This is a genomic window from Streptomyces sp. NPDC050619 (assembly GCF_040654815.1).
Lineage (GTDB): Bacteria > Actinomycetota > Actinomycetes > Streptomycetales > Streptomycetaceae > Streptomyces.
Map to the genome: position 1 here is coordinate 56,515 of NZ_JBFAIR010000018.1, position 21,077 is coordinate 77,591.

Genomic DNA, 21,077 nt, shown 5'->3' on the forward strand with positions numbered 1-21,077 from the left:
AGGAGTTGTTGTCGTGAGTGCCGGTATACGGGCCCGACGGCTGCGGGCAATGCTCGGCCGTGTCCTCCCGCGGACCGAAAGAACACCGCACGCCTTGCGCGCGCGACGCCACAGACACAGAGCCGTCACGGCCGGTACGGCCCTCGTCCTGGCCATCAGCGGCCTCACCCCCGCGGCCGCACAAGCCGCCGCCGGCACCAGGCAGCTGACACCGGCTGTGCCCGCACAGCGCTCCGACACCGTCAAAGACGTTGCCGGCCTCGGGGCGAAGAAGGCGCGTGCCCGCGTCGCCGCCCAGAAGAAGACCAACGACCAGCAGGCCAAGCAGGCCCTCGCGGAGCAGAAGACCAAGTGGCCCGCAGCAGCCACCGCCAGCACCAAGCTGCCCGCCTCCGGTACCTCCCGGCTGACGGCCGGAGGACTGCCCGTCACCCTCCACCACACCACGGGTTCCAAAGCGGCTTCCGGCACGGTCAGCGTCCAGGTACTCAGCCGCAAGGCCGCCACCGCCGCCGGAATCAAAGGAGTGCTGCTGACAGCAAGCGCCACCGACAGCGGCACAGCCGGCGTCAGCCTCGACTACAGCGCCTTCGCCTCCGCCTACGGCGGCGACTGGGCAGGCCGCCTGCGCCTCGTCTCCCTGCCCGCCTGCGCCCTGACCACCCCTCATAAGACGGCCTGCCGCAGCCAGACCCCTCTGGCCTCCCGCAACAACGCCGCTGAACAGACCGTCTCCGCGACCGTCCCTCTCAGCCAGGCCTCGACTGACGGAGAGGCAATGGCTTCGGCGACCGTGCTGGCGCTGGCGGCCACCTCGGGCGAATCAGCATCCGGATCCGGCAACTACGCGGCCTCGCCCCTGTCGTCCTCCTCCACCTGGGAGGCCGGCGGCTCCTCCGGCGCGTTCACCTGGACCTATCCGCTGGCGGCGCCCCCCGCCGCGGCGGGGCCTTCCCCGTCCCTGTCGCTCGCGTACGACTCCGGCAGCACCGACGGCAAGACCGCCTCCACCAACAACCAGTCCACCCAGGTCGGCGAGGGCTTCGACCTGAGCGCCGCGTCCTACATAGAACGCTCTTACGGTGACTGTGACGAGGACGGTCAGTCGGACAAGCACGACCTTTGCTGGAAGTACGACAACGCCTCCCTCGTCCTCAACGGCAAGTCAACAGAATTGGTCAAGGACGACACCACCGGCGCCTGGCATCTCAAGGACGACGACGCTTCCACCGTCACCCACTCCACGGGCGGCGTCAACGACGACACCGACGGCGAATACTGGACCGTCACCACGAGCGACGGCACCAAGTACGTCTTCGGCCTGAACAAGCTCCCCGGCGCCGACACCCAGCGCACCAACTCGGTGTGGACCGTCCCGGTCTTCGGCGACGACTCCGGCGAGCCCGGATACGACCAGGGCTCCAGCTTCGCCGACCGCTCCCTCACCCAGGCCTGGCGGTGGAACCTCGACTACGTCGTCGACCTCCACGGCAACGCCATGTCCTACTGGTACACGGCCGAGACGAACTACTACCCCAAGAACGGCGCCTCGACCGCCAACACCCAGTTCACCCGCGGCGGCTACCTCACCAAGATCCTGTACGGGCAGCGCGCCGACGCCCTGTTCACCGGCACCGCCTCCGACGAGGTGACCTTCTCCTATGACGAGCGCTGCACCGCCTCGGACTGCTCCTCGCTGACCGACTCCACGTCCGACAACTGGCCGGACGTGCCCTACGACTTCATCTGCTCAAGCGGGGACGACACCTGCGACACCGCCAGTCCGTCCTTTTTCACCCGCAAGCGCCTCACCGGCATCGACACGCTCGCCTACTCGGCGACCACCTCCGCCTACACGACCGTCGACTCCTGGACGCTGACGCAGAAGTTCCTGGACGGCCAGGACATCGGCGACACCTCCGACCAGACCCTGGTGCTCTCCTCCATCCAGCACACCGGGAAGAACGGCACCGCTGACATCCAGCTGGACCCGGTCACCTTCACCTACCAGATGCGGGCCAACCGGGTCGACTCCACCTCAGACGACATCCTGCCGCTCAGCCTGCCCCGCATCGCCACCGTCACCTCCGAGACCGGCGCCATCACCACGGTCACGCTGTCGGACCCGGAGTGCGTGCGCGGCTCGAACATGCCGTCGTCCGAAGACGACGACACCATGAGCTGCTACCCCCAGTACTGGCACATCAACGGCGCCGAAGAAGCTTCTCTGGACTGGTTCAACAAGTACCGCGTCACCGCCGTGCTCAGCTCCGACCCCACCGGCCTCGGGGAGGCGGTGGAGACCTCCTACAGCTACGCCGACCCGGCCTGGCACTACAACTTCGACCCGATCGTCCCTGCCGATGAGCGGACCTGGTCGCAGTGGCAGGGCTACGGCAAGGTCACCACGACGACCGGCGCGGCCGGCAGCACCCAGTCCAAGACCGTCAGCCTGTACATGCAGGGCATGGACGGCGACAAGCAGTCCGACGGCACCACCACCTCCGCCACCGTCTCCGGCCTGGACGTCTCCGGCCTGGACGTCGCCGACCTCACCGACAGCGACCAAGACGCCGGATTCCTCCGCGAGCAGGTCACCTACAACGGCGCCACCCCGGTCACCGTGACGGTCAACACCCCCTGGTCTGCACAGACCGCCAGCCAGCAGAAGTCCTACGCCAGCATCAAGGCCTACTACCTCCGCACTGGCCAGACCTCCACCTCCACCTACCTCACCGCCTCCGCCACCTGGCGCACCCGCACCACCAGCACCACCTACGACGGCTACGGCATGGCCACCCAGGTCAACGACACCGGGCAGACCGGGGTCAGCGGCGACAACTCCTGCACCCGCACCTGGTACGCCCGCAACCCCGGCATCAACCTGACCGGTCTGGCTTCCCGCACCCGCGTCGTCGGCCAGGACTGCTCCGTCGCCGAGACCAGCCTGAACCTGCCGGCCTCCGCCACCTCCCGCGGGGACGTCCTCTCCGACACCGCCACCGTCTACGACAGCGCCACCGCCACCGCCTGGTCCGCCACCCAGACCCCGACCCTGGGCGAGGCGACCTGGACCGGACGGGCCGCCGCCTACCCCGCCACGGCCACCGGCGGCGAGCGGCCCCCGACCTCCTGGCAGACCACCGCCACCACCACCTACGACGACAGTGCCGGCACGTCCGGCCTCGGCCGGCCCCTGACCGTCACCGACGCAGCCGGAAACACCACCACAACCGCCTACACCCCCACCGGCTCCGGGCCGCTGACCAAAACCAAGGTCACCAACCCCAAGGCGCAGACCACCTACACCTACACCGACTACGCCTCGGGCCTGCCCACCAAGCTCTACGACGTCAACAACGAGATCACCGAGACCAGTTACGACGCCCTGGGCCGCAAGACAGCGACCTGGCTGCCCAACCGCTCTCACTCCGCCGGCCAGACCTCGAACTACACCTACGGCTACAGCGTCACCAACGATGCCCCGTCCTGGACCTCGACGTCGACGCTGAAGGCCGACGGCGACACCTACAACACCACCTACACGATCTACGACTCCCTCCTGCGGACTCTGCAGACCCAGTCCCCCACTCCGGACGGCGGCCGCCTGCTCACCGACACCCGCTACGACAGCCGGGGCCTGGCCTACGAGACCTACGCCGACGTCTTCGACTCCGGCAACCTGCCCAGCGGCACCTACACACGGGCCGAGTACGGCGGCGCACCCAAACAGACCGAGACCGTCTACGACGGAGCCGGCCGCACCACCAGCAGCAGCCTGTACGTGTACGGGGTCAAGAAGTGGACCACGGCCACCAGCTATACCGGCGACTCCACCGCGACGACCGCGCTGAGCGGCGGCTCGGCCACCCGCACCATCACCGACATCTTCGGCAACACCGTCGAAAAACGAACCTACTCGGGCACCGACCCGGCCGACGCCGCCTATGGCGCCGGCACCGGCGCCGCCTATACGTCCGTCAAGTACGCCTCCACCCTGGACGGCAAGCCGTCCACCGTCACCGGCACGGACGGCACCAAGTGGACCTACGGATACGACCTGTTCGGCCGGCAGACCTCGGCCACCGACCCCGACCTGGGCACCACTAACACCACCTACACGAGCCTGGACCAGTCGGCCACCACCACCGACGCCCGCGGCAGCGTCCTACTGTCCGCCTACGACGTCCTGGGCCGCCAGACCGACCAGTGGCAGTCCACCAAGACGGATGCGAACAAGCTCGCACACTTCGACTACGACACCCTGAAGAAGGGCCGGCTGGACGACTCCATCAGCTACGTCGGCGGCACCACCGGCAGCGCCTACACCCGTAAGGTCACCGCCTACGACAGCCGCTACAACGTCACTGGCAGCCAGCTGACCCTTCCGGCCGGCGACCCGCTGGTCACCTCCGGCGCGGTCCCGGCAACCCTGGCCACCACCGCCTACTACAACATCGACGGCACCCAGCAGTACTACAGCGAACCCGCAGCCGGCGGCCTGGGCAACGAGATCGTCGACTACGACTACGACGGCCTCGGCCTGGTCACCGACGTCGGCGGATCCACGGGCTACCTCCTTGCCGCTGACTACAACGCGCTCGGCCAGGTCAACCAGTACACCCTCGGCACCTCCGAGGACTCCACCGCCAAGAAGGCGTACATCACCAACACCTACGAGGAAGGCACCGACCGGCTCACTCGCAGTCTCACCACCGACGCCGTCCGCAGTGTCCAGGACCTGAACTACACCCACGACGACACCGGCAACGTCACCTCGGCCTACGACACGGCCAACCTCTCCGGCACCGGCAAAACCGACTACCAGTGCTTCACCTACGACGGCTACCAGCGCCTCACCGACGCCTGGACCCCCTCCACCGCCTCCTGCGCCAGCAGTGGCCGCACCACGACCAACCTCGGCGGAGCCTCCCCCTACTGGACCTCCTACACCTACACCGGCAGCGGCCTGCGCACGACCGAGACCACCCACGGCTCAACCGGTGACACCACCCGCACCTACTGCTACAGCACCAGCACCCCCCACGCCATCACCGCAACCACCACCAGCTCCACCTGCACCGGCGTAACCCCGGCCTACACCTACGACAAGACGGGCGACACCACCACCCGCCCAAACGGCACCGACACCCAGGCCCTGACCTGGAACGCCACCGGCAACCTCGACACCGTCACTGAGAAGTCGGCCAGCGGCACCACCAAGAGCACCACCAGCCACATCTACGACACCGACGGCAACCTCCTCATCCGCCGCAATACCAGCGGCGAGACGATCCTCTACCTCGGCACCACCGAGATTCACCTGGACACCTCCACCTCGACCGCCAAGTTCTGGGCACAGCGCTACTACAGCGCCAGCGGCACCACGATCGCCCTGCGCACCAACAAGAGCGGCACCCAGAACCTGTCCTACCTGTCCGGCGACCCGCACGGCACCTCCACCGTCACCCTCGACGCCACCACCCAGGCCGCCACCAAGCGCTACCTCACACCCTTCGGCACCGCACGCACGGGCGGCATAGGTGCATGGGCCGACGACAAAACCTTCCTCGGCAAGACCACCGACCCCACCAGCGGACTCACCTACGTCGACGCACGCGAATACGACTCCGCCACCGGCCGCTTCCTCAGCGTCGACCCCGTCCTGGACACGTCCGACGCCCAGTCCCTCAACGGCTACACCTACGCCGACAACAACCCCACCACCGACAGTGACCCCACCGGCACCATCCTGATGAACTCGGACGGCACGCAGTGCAGCGGCGGCTGGAACCAGTGCAGCGGCTCTGGGACGGGCGGGGGCGGACACGTCAGCGGAGGCACCGCAAGTGTCACCAGCGCTGGCGGCAACGGAACCATCTACAAATCGCCCTTCCAGAACCCCCTGACGCCTGCCTTTTCCGCGGGTTCTGTAACGTACGTAAATAGCGGCGCGATATTTGATGAAAAGAAATTCATGAAGGGAGTTTCCTGGGTACTCGGTGGCATTCTGGATGAGCTTACAAAGGGTCCGGAGCCCATCACGCTGTGTACCCCTGACGGCTCGTACTGCGAAAAACAGGTGCCGCGCGGTGGAACCTTCGTGGGCGGAGGCGAGCTTCTGGGCGGTGGGTCCCAGGCCGGAGCGGCTAAGGGTGTTCCGGATCAGGGGGGCGACGGATCCGTTGCCCTGAACCCGCGGACGGTTCGGCTGAGCCAGAACTCCGTGAAGGGTGCGGCAGAGATCATCGACAGTATGCGAGCCAACGGTTGGGCCGGCTCGCCGATCGACGTCGTGCGGATGCGGGACGGCGGGTTGACGACCATCGACAACACCCGGGTTGTCGCCTCGGGGCATGCTGGGATCGATCTCCGGGCGGTGATCCACCCGTTTGACGAGCCGCTGCCCGACCAGATGCAGATCGACCGGTTCACTACTCCCAAGGGAGTGCCGTCGACCTGGGGTGACGCGGTCGGCCTGCGCATCGGGAAGCAGGCCGCCGCGTACCGTAACAGGTATCCAATGGGCTCTCCGTGGACCGGATGGGATGGGAACTGACCCGTGGCTGACCTCTTGACGATCACCGAACTGCCGGAGGGTTTCGACTATCCGGCTGAGTTCATCCGCGTGGTCGAGCTTGGGCTGACCGACCTCGAACCCTGGTGGATCTTCGACGGCGACCAGCTGCGGCGTCGGGCTATCGGTCTGCGCGATCGGTATCCCGAACGTCGACTGGTTCCCTTCGCCCGGCGCCAGGACAACGACGATGTGGCCTGTTGGGACCTCGCACGAGGAGATGTCGTCGTGATCCACGACCTGGCATCCCCGGGGTGGGAACAGAGGGAGAGATTCCCCGACTTCAACGCATGGCTGCGGCAGGCCGTCGAGGATCTCATCGAGCACGGAGGCTGAACGCCGGGAATGGTCAGCCGTTGCCGCGGGAGTGAAGGCAGGAGGGAGCCAGGGTCCGGTGGTAAGGAGGCGGCGTAGGGCGTCGATGCAGGTGATGCCCCACTTGTGAGCGGTAGACAGGTAGGACTGGAAGACGGCGAATTCGGCGACGCCCTGCAGGGTTCGCCAGCATCCGCCCGAGGCGCGCTGCTGCACCTTCGTGGGTCTGATGTCGCGTTCGGCTTGGTTGTTCGTGAAGGGGACGGCCAGGTCGGTGGAGAACCGCAGGATCATGTCGCGGTGCTTGGCGAAGCGGTTCGCCAAAGTGCGGGCGTCCTTCGCGCGCCCGGTGGTCTTGCCGTCGTTGCCGGTTGCGGCGCGTGCCAGCGCGCCGGTGGATCCGGGCGAGGTCGGCCTCGCCCAGGGCGGTGCGGCCCTGCTCGCGGGCGGCGATTACGAGGTCTCGCGGTGGTGCGAAGGCGCCGGGCCGCCGGTCTAACGGGAGGCCTCAGGGGCCAGGCTGACCACAGGCGTTGCCCGGCGCCCACGTTACCGCCACGAGGACTCAGGGGGACAGCGGCGCCGGTCTCAGAGCGGGTCTCAAGGACCGTGAGGGCCGAAGGCGTTCCGCTGTCCCCACGCAAGCAGTTCGCTACTCCCTTGCGGGTACCTGCTCGACCTGCTTACACCCTGGATTAGAGAGGGCCGGGGTGTGGGACGGAGCCCCGCGTAGTCCTGACCCGCAGCCCAATCGCCCGTCGCCAATGGGCGATGATTTTCTGCCACGTCGATCACTTGTCGTGATCTAAGGGTGACGTGTTGTCAGTGCCGGGTGTCAGCATGGCCTGTTGCGTGGGGATCGACGACTGGGGGGGGGAGGCGTCAGTGCCTTGGATTGACCCGTACGTGAAGGCTGACGGAACGTGGGTGCGCGGGCACTACCGCTGGGCGCCAGGTGCGCGGGGCCAGATGGCGATCTTAGCCGGGGTGGCCGTAGTAACCGTCTTCGGCGTCCGTCATCCTGCGGTGGAGGTCCTCGACGATGCGGTGCGCGGCGGGCGAATCGGCGGAACCGATCGAGTCGAGGACGGTAAGCCCGAGCCGGATGTCGAAGACGGTCATCCCGGGTTCAGTTTGCCGCTCAAGATAGGCGGCTGCCAGGTCCTCGAGGTGGCCGTCGACCGGGTGCCCGGCGTCTCGGTGGCACAGAATGGTCAGGCATGCGGTTACAGCTTGCTCCCACGGGTCGCCGGGCTTCGTGTCAGCAAGGAGGGCAGCAGCCGATGTCGTATCACCCGCGACGAGGTTGGCGGAGGACCCCAGTCAGGCGTGCTCCGCCGCTCGCTCGATCCGGTCGAGCAGTCGGTGGTGTCGGGCTGCGTGGGCGAAGTCGGGTACCTCGGAGCCGTCCTCCGTCAGGTCGCGCCGGATCTGCGCGTAGGCGGCGCCGACGTTGTACGCGGGGGTGCCGCGCAGCTCCTGGAGTGCGGGGTCGAAGTACCGCTCGGGTACGGCGAGGCGGCTGAGCTCGGCGTCGGATCCGTGCGCTCCGGCGATGCTGAACTCGCCCACCTGGAGGTGTCCGGTGTCGCCGGTGATGACCAGGTCCCCGTCCGTTCCGTTGATCTCCCAGTGGAAGTTGGTGCCCCGGGACAGGCCGCCCCGGTAGTGCGCGGAGACCACCGCGCCGCAGGAGAGCACGCCGCCGAACACCACCTGGTCGGCGACATTCGGCCGGAACACCCGGCTGGTCTGCGGGTCCCTGACTTCTCGGTGGCGGGTGGCGGTGACAGTGGTGACCTCCTCGACATCGCCGAGCACCATGGTCAGTGCGTCGAGGGTGTGCCCGAACGGGATGGTGAGCATGGTCGCGCCGTTGGCGCGGTCCGGCAGGTAGGCGCCGTCCTCGGAGAATTCCGCTCCCCAACTCCCGCCGGAAGCCACCAGGCTGGTCGAGAGCACCTCGCCGACATATCCGTCGGCGACCAGGTCGCGCAGATGGCGCACAACGGGGGCGGACCGCGCCTGCAGCGAACACATCCACCCGCGCGAGGTTTCGCTCGTCACCGCCTTGGCAGCCCTCGCCGACCCGGTACGCCTCGGCCTCATTCGGGAACTCGCCGCCGCCGAGGACTGGGAGCGCCCGTGCGGCAGCTTCGATGTGCCCGTGCGCAAGGCCGCTCTCAGCCACCACTTCACCGTGCTGCGCCAGGCCGGCCTCCTGGAACAGCGTGACAAGGGCCAGCGCCGCTACAACCGTCTGCGCCGCCCCGAGTTCGACGAGCGCTTCCCCGGCCTTCTCGACCTGGCCCTCCGCACCGACCTGGACTGACTGACCCTCCGCACCGACCTGGACTGACCGGAGAGGCCGGCGGAGGTCTCGAGTTGACCGGACACCGCCTCCGCTTTAGCGTGGGGCGGGGTGTGCACGGAGGTAGGCTCCGTTTTGGTGGAGTCGCTGAGAGTGGAGGGCGTATGGGTGCCACTGGACAGCAGGGGCGTAGGCCGCGTGCGGACGTCCAGCGCAACCGTGCCGCTCTCCTGGAAGCAGCGCAGCGTCACTTCTTGGCGTACGGGGTGGGCACGTCCCTGGAGGCGGTGGCCAAGGAGGCGGGCGTCGGGCCCGGCACGCTGTACCGGCACTTCCCCACCCGGGAGGCGCTGCTGGCGGCCGTGCTCCAGACGCGTTCCGAGGAACTGGTGGCCCGCCAGGCTGACATCGCCCGGCTCGGCGACCCCTCCGAGGCGCTACGGCAGTGGCTGCGGGCGATGGAGGAGTACTTCAGCGCCTTCAGTGGGCTGCCGGAACCACTCATGGCCGCGGCCAGGGCGCAGGAGCCGGGCAACCCGCTCACGCTTCCCTGCGACCCCCTCATCGCCACGACGGACGAATACGTGCGGGCCGCGCAGGTCGCGGGCCACGTACGCCCGTCGGTGAAGAGCTACGACCTGTTCCTCGCGGCGATTTCCGTTGCCTGGATCAGCGGCACCGGCGCCACGGACGAGGAGTCACTCGGCCGTCTCCGCACGCTCATCGAGAGCGGATACCGCGAACGGGACGACGAGGCGTAGGCCACGGGCCGCTCTTCACAGTCGGCTGCCGGGACACCCTGGGAGCCGACGGTTTCCCGGTGACGGCCGGCAGCTCTTCGGAATCTCGTTCGTGGCTGGCCGGTCCGGTGGCGGCGCGTGGTGAAGGTGAGGAACGTGACCGTGTTCTGGTGGACCGGGATGTGAAGAGCACGGCATCAAAACCGCGTAAAGGTTGCCGGAACAAGGCAATGTTCCCGCGCTGGTCCCATGCGAGCATGCGTTCAGTTCAGCCGGCACGAAGGCGTCGAGGAGAGGCGGTGACCACGTATGGCCTGGTTTCTCGGTCTGGGTATCGCGGGGGTCGTACTCCTCGGGCTGTCGCTCGTCTTCGACGGCGTCCTTGAGGGGCTCTTCGACGGTGCCGACGTGCTGGACGGCCTGTTCGACGGGTGGCTGTCGCTTCCGGTCGTCGCCGGGTTCGTCTCCATGCTCGGCTTCTCCGGTGCGATCGTCATGGGCGCCACCGGGCTGGGTGCCGTCGGCGCCACCGTGATCGGCGGCTCGGCCGGAGCCGGCACGGGCTGGCTCGCGTACCGCCTCAGCCGTGCCCTGATGAGCGACCGGTCGGGCGCCGCCCCGCGCGACGACGACCTGATCGGCACGTCGGGATCGGTGGTCACCGCCATCCCGGCCGACGGCTACGGCGAGGTACTGGTCCGCCGGGGCGGGCAACCGGTGAAGCTCGCGGCGAAGAGCCCGGTCCCGGTGGCGCGCGGTGCGGAGGTCTGGGTGGAGGAGGCACTGTCGCAAACGGCGGTCTCCGTACGCCTGGTCGAACGCTGATCCACCGAGCCGCTGCGCACACCCGGCACCGGACCGGCGGGGCCCTTTCATCCACTTTCATTCGCTTTTATCAACTTTCATCAACTTTCATCCACATGAACCCATATCGATCTGCCGTCCCCTGGGAGGGCTGAGGGGAATTCGTCATGAGCCCAGTTGTGATCGCCGTCATCGGCGTCGTCGTACTCCTGGTCCTGCTCGGCCTGGTCGTCGTCACCCGCTACAAGGTCGCCGGCCCCAGCGAGGCGTTCATCGTCACCGGTCGGCGTGGCAAGAAGGCGACCGACCCGGAGACCGGCCGGGTGTTCACCGACAACAGCGGTCAGAAGGTCGTGGTCGGCGGCGGTGTCTTCGTCGTGCCGTTCGTGCAGCAGAAGTTCACGCTCGACCTGTCTTCGCGGCACATCCCGGTCGCGGTGCGTGGTGCCGTCACGCTGCGCGGGGTCAAGGCCCACCTCGAAGGCGTCGCCATCGTCAAGGTCGGCGGCAGCGAGGACTCCATCCGCGCCTCGGCCCAGCGGTTCCTGATGCAGCAGGACGGCATCGTCGGCTTCACCCAGGAGGTGCTTTCGGGCGCGCTGCGGGCCATCGTCGGCCGGATGTCGGTGGAAGACATCATCCGGGACCGGGCCGCGTTCGCCGGGCAGGTGGCGGAGGAGGCCGAGGCCAGTCTGTCCGGGCAGGGTCTGGTGCTGGACGCCTTCCAGATCCAGGACATCTCCACCGAGGGCTCCTACCTGGAGGACCTCGGCCGGCCGGAGGCCGCTCGTGCCAAGCAGGAGGCGGACATCGCCGAGGCGGTGGCCCGGCGTGCCGCCGAGCAGGCGCGGCTGAAGGCCGAGGAGGAGATCGCGATCGCGCAGCGGACGTTCGCGCTCAAGCAGGCCGAGATCAAGGCCGAGACGGACGAGGCCGCCGCGCGCGCCGCTGCCGCGGGTCCGCTGGCGGAAGCGGCCCGGTCGCAGGAGGTCCTGAGCGAGCAGGAGAAGGTCGCCGAACGGCAGGCCGCGCTGACCGACCGTGAGCTGGACACCAAGGTCCGCAAGCCCGCCGACGCCGCCCGCTACCAGGCCGAGCAGGAGGCCGAAGCCCGCCGTATCGCCCTGGTCAAGCAGGCCGAGGCGGACGCCCAGCGGTCCCGCCTGACCGGTGAGGGCGAGAAGGCGCACCGCGCCGCGCTCGCCGACGCGGTACGCATCGAGGGCGAGGCCGAGGCCGCCGCCATCGGTGCCAAGGGTGCCGCCGAGGCCGAGGCGATGCACAAGAAGGCCGACGCCTTCGCGCGGTACGGCGACGCGGCCGTGCTGCAGATGCTGGTCGAAGTGCTGCCGCAGGTCGTCGCCAAGGCGTCCGAGCCGCTCAGCGCCATCGACAAGATGACGGTGATCTCTACGGACGGCGCGAGCCAGCTGTCGCGCACCGTCGCCGACAACGTCGCTCAGGGCGTCGAACTCCTCAGCTCCACCACCGGAGTCGACCTCGCCGAACTGCTGAAGAACATCACCCAGCGGGGCAGCGGTTCGCAGCCCGCGGCCACGGCGCCCGACGGGGCCAACGGAAAGGTCGAAATCACCGGCTGACATCGAAACCGGCTGACGTCGATACCGGCTGACGTCGATACCGGCTGACACCGAAACTGCCTCGTCGTCGACGGCCGTCCACGCTACGTCGCGACCGGCACCACCCGTGCGCCCGGCCTCACGGGGGCCGCCCCTTGGAACGACGGCGTCTTCGTGTGGACGGCGTCGTCCCTGCGCGGCCCGTGGCGGCTGGCCGACACCACCGGCATCCGGCCCGGCGCCGAGCTCGGCACGGTGTGGTCGCCGGAGTTCGCCGGGGAGAACCGCCCCGGGCGTACGGTCGTCGCCCCGTGGCGGGAGTACTGGCACGACGACCAGTTCGGCAAGCGTGGCGAGGCGTGGGCGCCCGAGCCGCACTACTTCCGCGGCAGGTGGTACCTCGTCGCGTGCACGGTCGGCCACTCCCAGAAGGTCGGCTCGTTCCTGCTGGTGAGCGAGGGCGGGGTCGAGGGCCCGTACCGCCTCGTGCGGGGCAATCTCAACAAGCCCTTCGGCGACTCGTTCATCGGCGGGCCGTCGTTCATCAAGCCCTGCGCGTACCACCACATCGACGGCAACCTCTACACGGAGGGCGACGAGGCGCGGCTGGTGCTGCACAACCACCTCCACGCCAAGTTCCGGGACGTGGGAGCGCACCTCGGACAACTCCGACGGCAGCACCCGCTACGCCTACGACCCGCCCGGCACCGGCCGGACGCAGTACCAGTACGACGCGGTCGTCGCCGTCGCGAACCGCTTCGAAGGCCCGTACTCCCGGCGCTGGACCGCGGGCGTAGGCGCCGGGCACAACAACTTCGTCAAGGATCACCACGGCGGCCTGTGGGCGACGTTCTTCCGCAACCCGGCCTTCGGCTACTGGGCCGACCCGTCCCGCGCCGGTGATGCCGCGATGGCAGGCGTCGTACGACTGGAGTGGACCGGCCCGGAAGGCAACCGCCTGTACGTCCGACGTCAGTCCTGGCGAGGACCGGTAACCATCCAGCGGCCGCACTAAAGTTGGCTGACCATGCCCGATCTCCTCGGAATCAACCATCTGACTCTGTCCACAACCGACCTCGACCGGCTCGTGACGTACTACACGGAGTTGCTCGGAGCGAGGCCCGCATTCGAGCGCGCCGCAACCTCCTCCGATCCTCGGATCGCGGTCATCGATGTCGGCGGGGACGACCACTTGATGATCGTCGAAACCCCTACCACCCCTACCACCCCTCCCACCGACCTCGACCCACTGCGCCGGGCGGGATGGGGGCTGCGGACGATGACAGCTCGAGATCCCGATGGACGTTCTGTGGACGTTCGGGCCCATCGCCCCCGCACCGCATCACCGGCACCGACCGCAGGCTGACGGCGACCCCAACTATCAAAACGGGCCCGGCAATGAACGCCCGCACGATCAGGTCGTTTAATCGTCACAGAAGAGCGGTCAGGGCAATCATGAGCGAGTGACGTCGACCGAAGCAGCAGCGACCGCCCTACAGGACCATGCCGCGCTTTGGAGCATGGGAGAAGTCCGTGCGAGCGACGTCGTCAATGCCGCCTGTGACGCGCTCGTCGCCGGACTCGACACCCCCGCCCTTCGACTCCTCGCCGCCTGCACACGCGCCGAGGCGGACTACGACGTCCACGAGTTGCTCCCCGAAGCACTCGGCGAACTCGGCCTCACCTTCTATCCGGTCGCCAGCGATGCAGGCCAGGAAGCCGCTGCCCGAGCCCTGGCACGCTGCATGCTCGCCGGCGAGCTGACACCTCGGGAGTTCACCTCCCGGATTCACCATCGCTACGGACATGAGCTGCCCCTGACTGAGCGGCTCGCCGAACTCGATGACGAGTACGACACCATCGACTACGGCGACAGAACAGTGGACCAGGTCAATGCCGAGGTCACGGCCGAAGCCCGCCGCCTCGCAGTCCACCCCCACGTTCCCGCCGAACCCACGGACACGCCCAGTTGACGCACACGGTCGACCCGCGAGTGCAGGACAGTCAGTCGAGCCACTGCTTCCATCGGGCACGGGGCGGATCGCAGCGGCCTTCGCGCATCGAGCTGCACCTGTCTGTGGTGGACGAAGTACCGGGGAAGACGCGGCCCGTGCAAACACGCGCTCGACTCACTCGTCATGCCGCGGATCGTGCCACGCGCCACTGACAGCGCAGCGACCTGTCCAGGCCACCGCTGCCGACCCGTTGTGCTGTGCCTTGCCGCAGATGTCCACGCCGATGTGCCCCCTCGGGCGCTCCGTACGGAGCACGGCGCGGGCGGCCGCGAGGATCTCCTCGTCCGTCTCCACCCCGGAGCCGGTCAGCACCTGGAGCAACCGGGTCCGCCACACGTCGGGGTCCGTCTCGTACGCGTCCAGCACCCGTAGGCCGTAGCCGCCACCCGCACCCTTGCCGCCGCCCCCACCCTGGCCACCGGCCTCGACCAGCCTCCGGCGGACCGCCTCTCTCAGCCCGGCGTAGAGGTCGTGGACGACTCCGTGGGCCGAGCCCGTGAGTCCGGCCGCCGCCCCTGTCGCGAACGCGGTGGCCACCAACTCCACTTCGGTCACTGGAACTCCCCCTTCAATTGTGCGAGTTGTGCGATGTCATGTCCGTCACCATGGCCGGAGGTGCTGCAATGCTGATGAAATTCCGATGATGTAGCGGGAGCGGAGGCTTCGGATGGGCGGCGGGTCTCCCCAGCGGCTTCGGATGGAGGTGCTCGGGCCGTTACAGGCCTGGCGGGACGGAACACCACTGGACCTCGGACCCCTGAAGCGCCAGGCCGTGCTTGCCGCGCTGCTGCTGCGCCCGGACACCGTGGTGAGCCATGACCAACTGCTCGACGGGGTGTGGGGATCGGAGGAACCCGCATCCGGTCACAAGGTGCTGGCCAGTCATGTCAACCCACTGCGCAGGTCGCTCGACCCGGAAGGCACCCGACCCGCGGAATCGGTGATCCGCAGCGGCAAGGGCTGGTACCGCTTCGCCGTCGAGGACGTACGGATCGATACGGCGGATCTGACCGAGCGGGGCGACGAGGCGCTGCGCACCAGGGCATCCGGCGATCTGGCCACCGCGACGGACCAGTTGTCCGCGGCGCTCGCGCTGTTCCGCGGAGAGCCCTTGGCCAACCTGCCGGGACCGTTCGCACGGAACGAGCGGCAGCGGCTGCTGGAGCGCCGACGGACGCTCCGGCTGACGAGTGTCGAATGCCTGGTACTGCTCGGCCGGTTCAGCGAGGCCCTGGGCGACCTTGCGGCCCCTTCCTCGTCCCCGTCCGATGCGTTCGACGAGTCGCTGCTGGCGCTGCGCATGCGGGCCCTGTACGGCTGCGAACGTCAAGGGGACGCGCTCAACGCCTATCAGGAGATGCGCGTACGACTGCGGGACGAACTCGGAGTGGATCCCGGTGAGGAGCTCCGCCGGGTGTACGAAGCGGTGCTGCGTCAGGACGACGCCTACCTCCTGCGTCCGGCAACTCCTCCCGCACAGCCGCTCTCCCGGCGCATCCGAAACGATCCCGCGGCGGACGCGCCGATACGGCAAGCGGCCGCGCCGATACGGCCAGGAGCCGCGCCGCTACGGCCGGAGGCACCCGGGCAGCAGTCCGGTCACCTGCCCGGTCACCTGTCCGGTCACCTGCCCGGTCACCTGCCCGGTCACCTGCCCGGTCACCTGTCCGGTCACCTGTCCGCTCGCCCGCCACGCGACAGCGCTCTGTCCTCGCCGGCCGAGTTGCCGCACGACGCCCCGGGATTCGCCGGCCGCACCGGCGAACTCGCCCGACTGCACGCGCTGCTTCCGCCCGAGCAGGGCCAGGGGCCGACGAACACCGTGGTCATATCCGCCATCGGCGGCGCCGCCGGCATCGGCAAGACGGCGCTGGCGGTGCACTGGGCACACCAGGTGCAAGGCCGCTTCCCGGACGGCCAGCTGTACGTGAACCTGCACGGCTTCGACCACGACCGGCAGCCGCTCGAGCCCGGCGAGGCTCTCGCGCTGCTGCTGCGGAGTCTGCGGAGCGCGGCGTCGGAGATTCCCTCGAATCACGAGGCCCAAGGCCGCTTGTACCGGACCCTGCTGGCCGGCCGACGCGTCCTCGTTCTGCTGGACAACGCGGCTTCGGCGGAGCAGGTCCGGCCACTCCTCCCGGGCAGTCCGTCCTGCTGCGTCGTCGTCACCAGCCGCAACCGGCTCGGCGATCTCGTGGCCCGCGACGGGGCACACGCCCTGCCGTTGGATCTCCTCCTTCCGGCCGAGGCCCGCGCACTGCTGAGCGAGGCACTCGGCGCGGACCGGCTCTCCGCCGAACCGCTCGCGGTCGACGAACTGATCCGGCTGTGCGGCAGCCTGCCGCTGGCCCTGCGCGTGGCCGCCGCCCGGCTGGCGGGCGATCCGGGGCTGCGCCTGGCCGATCTGGTGAGCGAGTTGTCCGAGGGCAAGCGGCTGGAGGCGCTGGAGCCGGACGATGACGACAACTCCCCCTTGCGGACGGCTTTTTCCGCGTCGTACCGCGTTCTGGCGCCTGCCGCACGCCGGCTCTTCCGCCTGCTCGGCCTGTTCCCCGGACCGGAGTTCACCGCCGAAGTCCCCTCAGCCCTCCTGGACATACCGCTTCAGCAGGCCCGGCGCCTGCTCAGTGGCTTGGCCGCCACCCACCTGATCGAACCGGTGACAGCGGGCCGATACCGGTTCCACGATCTCCTTCGCGAGTACGCGCAGGAGTGTGCGCGGCTGGAGGAGAGCGCGGAGGACCGCGAGGCCGCGTTGAAACGCGTCCTGCTCTGGTACACGCACGCCGCTCGCGCCGCCGCGGGGACCTGGCTCCTCCCGGAGCTGCCCGGCGACTTCGGCCCCGGTGATCACCCGGGCCTGCCGTCCGCCGCCGGAGCCGGACAGTGGCTGGCGGCGGAGCGGGCCAATCTGCTCGCCGTCAGCGACCATGCCGCCCGCCACGGTCCCCGCCCCGTCGCCTGGCATCTGACCTCAGCGCTGTTCGGCTACTTCTGGCTTCACCTGCCGCGGTCGACGTGGCAGGCCACCGCACAGACGGCACTGGAAGCGGCCATGGCCGAGGGCGACCTGTTCGGCCAGGCAGCCATGCACATCAGCCTTGGAGTGATCCAGTGGGACTGGGGTCATCCCCGGCAGGCTACGGCTCACACCACGCGCGTACTGGACATCAGTCGGGAGCTCGGTTGGCGAACGGGGGAGGCCGCGGCTCTCGGCGTCGGAGGCTTCGTCGCGTGGAGCATCGCGCGCCTCGACAGTGCGCACGAGCACATGACCACCGGCCTGCGGATCACCCGTGACGTCGGGAATCGTCACGTCGAAGCGTTCGGGTTGCTCGGCCTCGGAATGGTCTGCCGCGATCTGGGCCGGCTGCGCGAGGCCGCCGCTCACCTCGAACTGGCCATCAGCCGCAGTGCGGAGCTCAGTTGGTGGGACGACAGCCCGGCTCTGCAGACGCTGGGTTGGGTGTACTGGGAACTCGGCCGTCTCGACGACGGCCTTGCCGTCCTCGGCCCCTGGGTGGCCCCCGACGGGAGACGCGGATACCGCAACGCCCGCGCCATGATGGTCGGCGCCGTCGCGAGGATCAATATCGAACTCGGCCGCCACGACGAGGGACTGGAGCAGGCCGAGCGTGCGTTTGCCCTGCTCAAGGACACGGGACGGCCCTGGATTCAGTCCGGCATCCTCACCACGCTCGCGGCGGCCCACCGAAGTCTCGCCCACTTCGACCGATCCCTCGAGGCCGGCACGCAAGCCCTCGCCCTGGCCCGGAAGGCGAGATTCGGGCGGGCGGAGGCGGACAGCCTCCTGGGACTGTCCCTCACGCACCGGCAGCAGGGCCACCACGACGAGGCCCGCAACCACGCCGAACAGGCGCTGAGCCTGGCACGTGAGTACGGCTTCCGAGTGGTGGAGGGACAGGCCCTGACCGTCCTGTGCGGCACGGCGGAGTCTGAGTCGGCGCATGCCACAGCCGTCGCCCTCGGCCGGGAGGCGCTGGCCGTACACCGTGAGACCGGCCACCGACTCGGCGAAGCCCGCACCCTCGTGGCACTCGCCCGCGCCCTCCGGATGACCGACGACGACACCGACGACGCTGCCGCTGAACCCATGAGGCGGCAAGCGTGGGACATCTTCTCGGATGTGGGTGTGCCCGACGACGACAACGCCTCCTTCAGCTCAGCTTCAAGGACCCCAAGACCGGCGAGACCCTGAAGTCGTCGCCGGCCAGTGGGACCCCACGACGGTCGCGCCCCTGACCGACGACAACCTGTGGATCGTCGTGTAAGGGCGGCACCGGAAGTGGCTGCACCTGCGGAAGTGATCCGGAAAGTCTTCGAATGTTTCGACAAGCCGACCGGGGACAATTGACCTTGAGAACGAAACTCTCAACGGTCAACCTCGGTTGGCTTCGTCATGTACAGCTGTGACCAGGTAAGACGCCTCCCCGGGAAGCCAGAAACTCGCCGAATGTTTCGCGATCACTGTCGAAACAGTTGACAGTTGACGTGCCCAGACCAACACTCACGCACATGAATGACGCACCCGCACGTGCACACACGAGGAACACGAGGAACACGAGGAACACGACGAAGCGCAAACGCGACCGCATCCGCGACCGCTTCCGGCTGCTCATCAGCAGCGCCTGCGCCACAGTGCTGGTCGCCGTGGCCGCGATGGCCATGCCCGGCACCGCCCACGCCGACACGGTCGTCACCACGAACCAGACCGGCACCAACAACGGCTACTACTACTCGTTCTGGACCGACGCCCCGGGCACGGTCTCCATGAACCTGGCCGCCGGGGGCAACTACAGCACCTCCTGGAGCAACACCGGGAACTTCGTCGCCGGCAAGGGCTGGAGCAACGGCGGACGCCGGAGCGTGACCTACTCGGGCACCTTCAACCCGTCCGGCAACGCCTACCTGGCCCTCTACGGGTGGACGTCGAATCCGCTCGTGGAGTACTACATCGTCGACAACTGGGGCACGTACCGGCCCACGGGAACGCCCATGGGCACCGTCACCACCGACGGCGGTACGTACGACATCTACAAGACGACGCGGTACAACGCCCCGTCCGTCGAAGGCACTCGCACCTTCGACCAGTACTGGAGCGTCCGGCAGTCGAAGAGGACAGGTGGAACCATCACCACCGGCAACCACTTCGACGCCTGGGCCCGCGCCGGAATGACCCTCGGCAGCTTCAACTACTACATGATCATGGCGACCGAGGGTTACCAGAGCAGCGGCAACTCCAACATCACGGTGGGCGGCACCACCGGCGGTGGCACCCCCGGCGGCGGCTCCGGCAGCGGCTGTACGGCGACCCTGTCCGCGGGCCAGCAGTGGAGCGACCGGTACAACCTCAACGTCTCGGTCTCCGGCTCCAGCAACTGGACCGTGACGATGAACGTCCCGTCCCCGGCGAAGGTCCTCTCCACCTGGAACACCAGCGCCAGCTACCCCAGCGCCCAGGTGCTGAGCGCGAAACCCAACGGCAGCGGCAACAACTTCGGCGTCACCATCCAGCCCAACGGCAACTGGACCTGGCCCACGGTCTCCTGCACCCCGAGCTGACCCCCGAATCCCAGGCTGGAGGACCACTCCGCATGAGAATCCGTACGCGAACCAGACCACATCTCTCGTTACGCTCCCTGGTCACGGGACTGGCCGTCGCCGCGATGGCCGCCGCGAGCACCCTCACCGCCACCACCGCCGGCGCCGCCCCGGCGCAGGCCGCCGCCTGCAACGGGTACGTCGGGCTGACCTTCGACGACGGCCCGTCCGGCAACACGACGAACCTGCTCAACGCCCTCAAGCAGAACGGGCTGCGGGCCACGATGTTCAACCAGGGCCAGTACGCCGCCGCCAACCCGGCCCAGGTGCGGGCCCAGGTCGACGCCGGCATGTGGGTGGCCAACCACAGCTACACCCACCCGCATCTGACCCAGCTCAGCCAGGCGCAGATCGACTCGGAGATCTCCCGGACCCAGCAGGCCATCGCGAACGCGGGCGGCGGCACGCCGAAGCTGTTCCGGCCGCCGTACGGCGAGACCAACGCGACGGTGAAGTCGGTCGCGGCCAGGTACGGCCTGACCGAGATCATCTGGGATGTCGACTCGCAGGACTGGAACGGCGCAAGTACCGACGCGATCGTGCAGGCCGCCGGCCGGCTCACCAACGGCCAGAACATCCTCCTGCACGATTGGTCCGCCAACACGCTCGCCGCGATCCCGCGTATCGCGCAGGGGCTGACCAGTCGCGGCCTGTGCGCCGGCATGATCTCGCCGCAGACCGGCCGCGCCGTGGCCCCCGACGGTGGCGCCCCCGGCGGCGGGTGCACCGCGACCCTGTCCGCGGGCCAGCAGTGGAGCGACCGGTACAACCTCAACGTCGCCGTCTCCGGCTCCAGCAACTGGACCGTGACGATGAACGTGCCCTCCCCGGCGAAGGTCCTCTCCACCTGGAACACCAGCGCCAGCTACCCCAGCGCCCAAGTACTGACCGCGAAACCCAACGGCAACGGCAACAACTTCGGCGTCACCATCCAGCCCAACGGCAACTGGACCTGGCCCACGGTCTCCTGCACCGCGAGCTGACATCACCCCCTCCCAGTGGCGCGGCAGCCCATCGGCTGCCGCGCCACATCGCTTCCGAAAATTCCCGCCGCACATATTGTCAACAATTTCGTCAGCGGTTAGCTTTGCGGCCGTGCCACCGCTACCGCTG

The 21,077-nt window shown here is 68.6% G+C and carries 14 protein-coding genes and 4 pseudogenes; 14 read left to right on the forward strand and 4 right to left on the reverse strand.

All coding sequences use genetic code 11. From position 1 onward, the window contains the following. The first annotated feature begins 13 nt into the window (after window positions 1-13). A complete protein-coding gene (locus tag AB0I77_RS27675; protein WP_363285408.1) occupies window positions 14-6,559 on the forward strand; it encodes an RHS repeat-associated core domain-containing protein in 6,546 nt (2,181 codons plus the stop codon). 15 nt (window positions 6,560-6,574) lie between these two features. Further along, window positions 6,575-6,913: a hypothetical protein gene (locus AB0I77_RS27680; RefSeq protein WP_363285410.1), complete on the forward strand. Its 339-nt coding sequence runs from the start codon at window positions 6,575-6,577 to the stop codon at window positions 6,911-6,913. Between the two features lie 36 nt (window positions 6,914-6,949). On the opposite strand, the pseudogene AB0I77_RS27685 reads toward AB0I77_RS27680, so the two are convergent. After that, window positions 6,950-7,285 (reverse strand): annotated as a pseudogene (locus tag AB0I77_RS27685) (transposase); the annotation flags it as partial. Here AB0I77_RS27685 and AB0I77_RS27690 point away from each other — a divergent pair. Next, on the forward strand, window positions 7,185-7,391 hold the full coding sequence (locus AB0I77_RS27690; protein ID WP_363285411.1) for a hypothetical protein: 207 nt from the start codon (window positions 7,185-7,187) through the stop codon (window positions 7,389-7,391). The pseudogene AB0I77_RS27685 and the gene AB0I77_RS27690 overlap by 101 nt on opposite strands. 497 nt (window positions 7,392-7,888) lie before the next feature. Here AB0I77_RS27690 and AB0I77_RS27695 read toward each other — a convergent pair. Beyond that, window positions 7,889-8,203: pseudogene (locus AB0I77_RS27695) on the reverse strand (hypothetical protein); the annotation flags it as partial. 12 nt (window positions 8,204-8,215) lie between these two features. After that, the gene (locus AB0I77_RS27700) at window positions 8,216-8,899 is read right to left on the reverse strand and encodes a Gfo/Idh/MocA family oxidoreductase (protein ID WP_363285412.1); all 684 of its coding nucleotides are present in this window, start codon (window positions 8,897-8,899) and stop codon (window positions 8,216-8,218) included. A 31-nt stretch (window positions 8,900-8,930) separates the two neighbouring features. Between AB0I77_RS27700 and AB0I77_RS27705 the strand changes: the two genes are divergently transcribed. From AB0I77_RS27705 to AB0I77_RS27740, 8 genes and pseudogenes are all read left to right on the forward strand, one after another. Further along, window positions 8,931-9,224, forward strand: coding sequence for a helix-turn-helix domain-containing protein (locus tag AB0I77_RS27705; RefSeq protein ID WP_363285538.1), 294 nt, complete (start codon window positions 8,931-8,933; stop codon window positions 9,222-9,224). A gap of 143 nt (window positions 9,225-9,367) precedes the next feature. Next, window positions 9,368-9,964 (forward strand): TetR/AcrR family transcriptional regulator, encoded by a 597-nt coding sequence (locus AB0I77_RS27710; protein WP_363285413.1) that lies wholly within the window; start codon window positions 9,368-9,370, stop codon window positions 9,962-9,964. Window positions 9,965-10,252: 288 nt separating this feature from the next. Beyond that, entirely contained in the window at window positions 10,253-10,768 is a 516-nt protein-coding gene (locus tag AB0I77_RS27715; protein ID WP_363285414.1) for a hypothetical protein, read from the forward strand. Window positions 10,769-10,914: 146 nt separating this feature from the next. Beyond that, entirely contained in the window at window positions 10,915-12,348 is a 1,434-nt protein-coding gene (locus AB0I77_RS27720; protein WP_363285415.1) for an SPFH domain-containing protein, read from the forward strand. 48 nt (window positions 12,349-12,396) lie between these two features. Beyond that, a pseudogene (locus AB0I77_RS27725) lies at window positions 12,397-13,342 on the forward strand (hypothetical protein); the annotation flags it as partial. Between the two features lie 12 nt (window positions 13,343-13,354). Continuing rightward, window positions 13,355-13,693 carry a VOC family protein gene (locus AB0I77_RS27730; RefSeq protein WP_363285416.1) on the forward strand — a complete coding sequence of 113 codons (339 nt, stop codon included), beginning with the start codon at window positions 13,355-13,357 and terminating at the stop codon, window positions 13,691-13,693. A 154-nt stretch (window positions 13,694-13,847) separates the two neighbouring features. Further along, window positions 13,848-14,300 (forward strand): hypothetical protein, encoded by a 453-nt coding sequence (locus AB0I77_RS27735; RefSeq protein ID WP_363285417.1) that lies wholly within the window; start codon window positions 13,848-13,850, stop codon window positions 14,298-14,300. Between the two features lie 51 nt (window positions 14,301-14,351). After that, window positions 14,352-14,447: pseudogene (locus AB0I77_RS27740) on the forward strand (SWIM zinc finger family protein); the annotation flags it as partial. 9 nt (window positions 14,448-14,456) lie between these two features. Here the strand turns inward: AB0I77_RS27740 and AB0I77_RS27745 are convergent. Beyond that, window positions 14,457-14,897, reverse strand: coding sequence for a hypothetical protein (locus tag AB0I77_RS27745; protein ID WP_363285418.1), 441 nt, complete (start codon window positions 14,895-14,897; stop codon window positions 14,457-14,459). A gap of 142 nt (window positions 14,898-15,039) precedes the next feature. Between AB0I77_RS27745 and AB0I77_RS27750 the strand changes: the two genes are divergently transcribed. From AB0I77_RS27750 to AB0I77_RS27760, 3 genes are all read left to right on the forward strand, one after another. After that, window positions 15,040-18,561 carry a BTAD domain-containing putative transcriptional regulator gene (locus AB0I77_RS27750; protein ID WP_363285539.1) on the forward strand — a complete coding sequence of 1,174 codons (3,522 nt, stop codon included), beginning with the start codon at window positions 15,040-15,042 and terminating at the stop codon, window positions 18,559-18,561. A gap of 317 nt (window positions 18,562-18,878) precedes the next feature. Then, complete coding sequence (locus AB0I77_RS27755; protein WP_363285419.1) at window positions 18,879-19,925, forward strand: glycoside hydrolase family 11 protein; 1,047 nt, start codon at window positions 18,879-18,881, stop codon at window positions 19,923-19,925. A gap of 32 nt (window positions 19,926-19,957) precedes the next feature. Next, window positions 19,958-20,947, forward strand: coding sequence for a polysaccharide deacetylase family protein (locus AB0I77_RS27760; protein WP_363285420.1), 990 nt, complete (start codon window positions 19,958-19,960; stop codon window positions 20,945-20,947). Window positions 20,948-21,077: the final 130 nt, after the last annotated feature.

Bases quoted from the DNA above. Each gene is read 5' to 3' on its own strand.
- AB0I77_RS27690 (WP_363285411.1), top strand. From the start codon at position 7,185: ATGTCGCGGTGCTTGGCGAAGCGGTTCGCCAAAGTGCGGGCGTCCTTC.
- AB0I77_RS27710 (WP_363285413.1), top strand. From the start codon at position 9,368: ATGGGTGCCACTGGACAGCAGGGGCGTAGGCCGCGTGCGGACGTCCAG.
- AB0I77_RS27715 (WP_363285414.1), top strand. From the start codon at position 10,253: ATGGCCTGGTTTCTCGGTCTGGGTATCGCGGGGGTCGTACTCCTCGGG.
- AB0I77_RS27720 (WP_363285415.1), top strand. From the start codon at position 10,915: ATGAGCCCAGTTGTGATCGCCGTCATCGGCGTCGTCGTACTCCTGGTC.
- AB0I77_RS27730 (WP_363285416.1), top strand. From the start codon at position 13,355: ATGCCCGATCTCCTCGGAATCAACCATCTGACTCTGTCCACAACCGAC.
- AB0I77_RS27735 (WP_363285417.1), top strand. From the start codon at position 13,848: ATGGGAGAAGTCCGTGCGAGCGACGTCGTCAATGCCGCCTGTGACGCG.
- AB0I77_RS27750 (WP_363285539.1), top strand. From the start codon at position 15,040: ATGGAGGTGCTCGGGCCGTTACAGGCCTGGCGGGACGGAACACCACTG.
- AB0I77_RS27755 (WP_363285419.1), top strand. From the start codon at position 18,879: ATGAATGACGCACCCGCACGTGCACACACGAGGAACACGAGGAACACG.
- AB0I77_RS27760 (WP_363285420.1), top strand. From the start codon at position 19,958: ATGAGAATCCGTACGCGAACCAGACCACATCTCTCGTTACGCTCCCTG.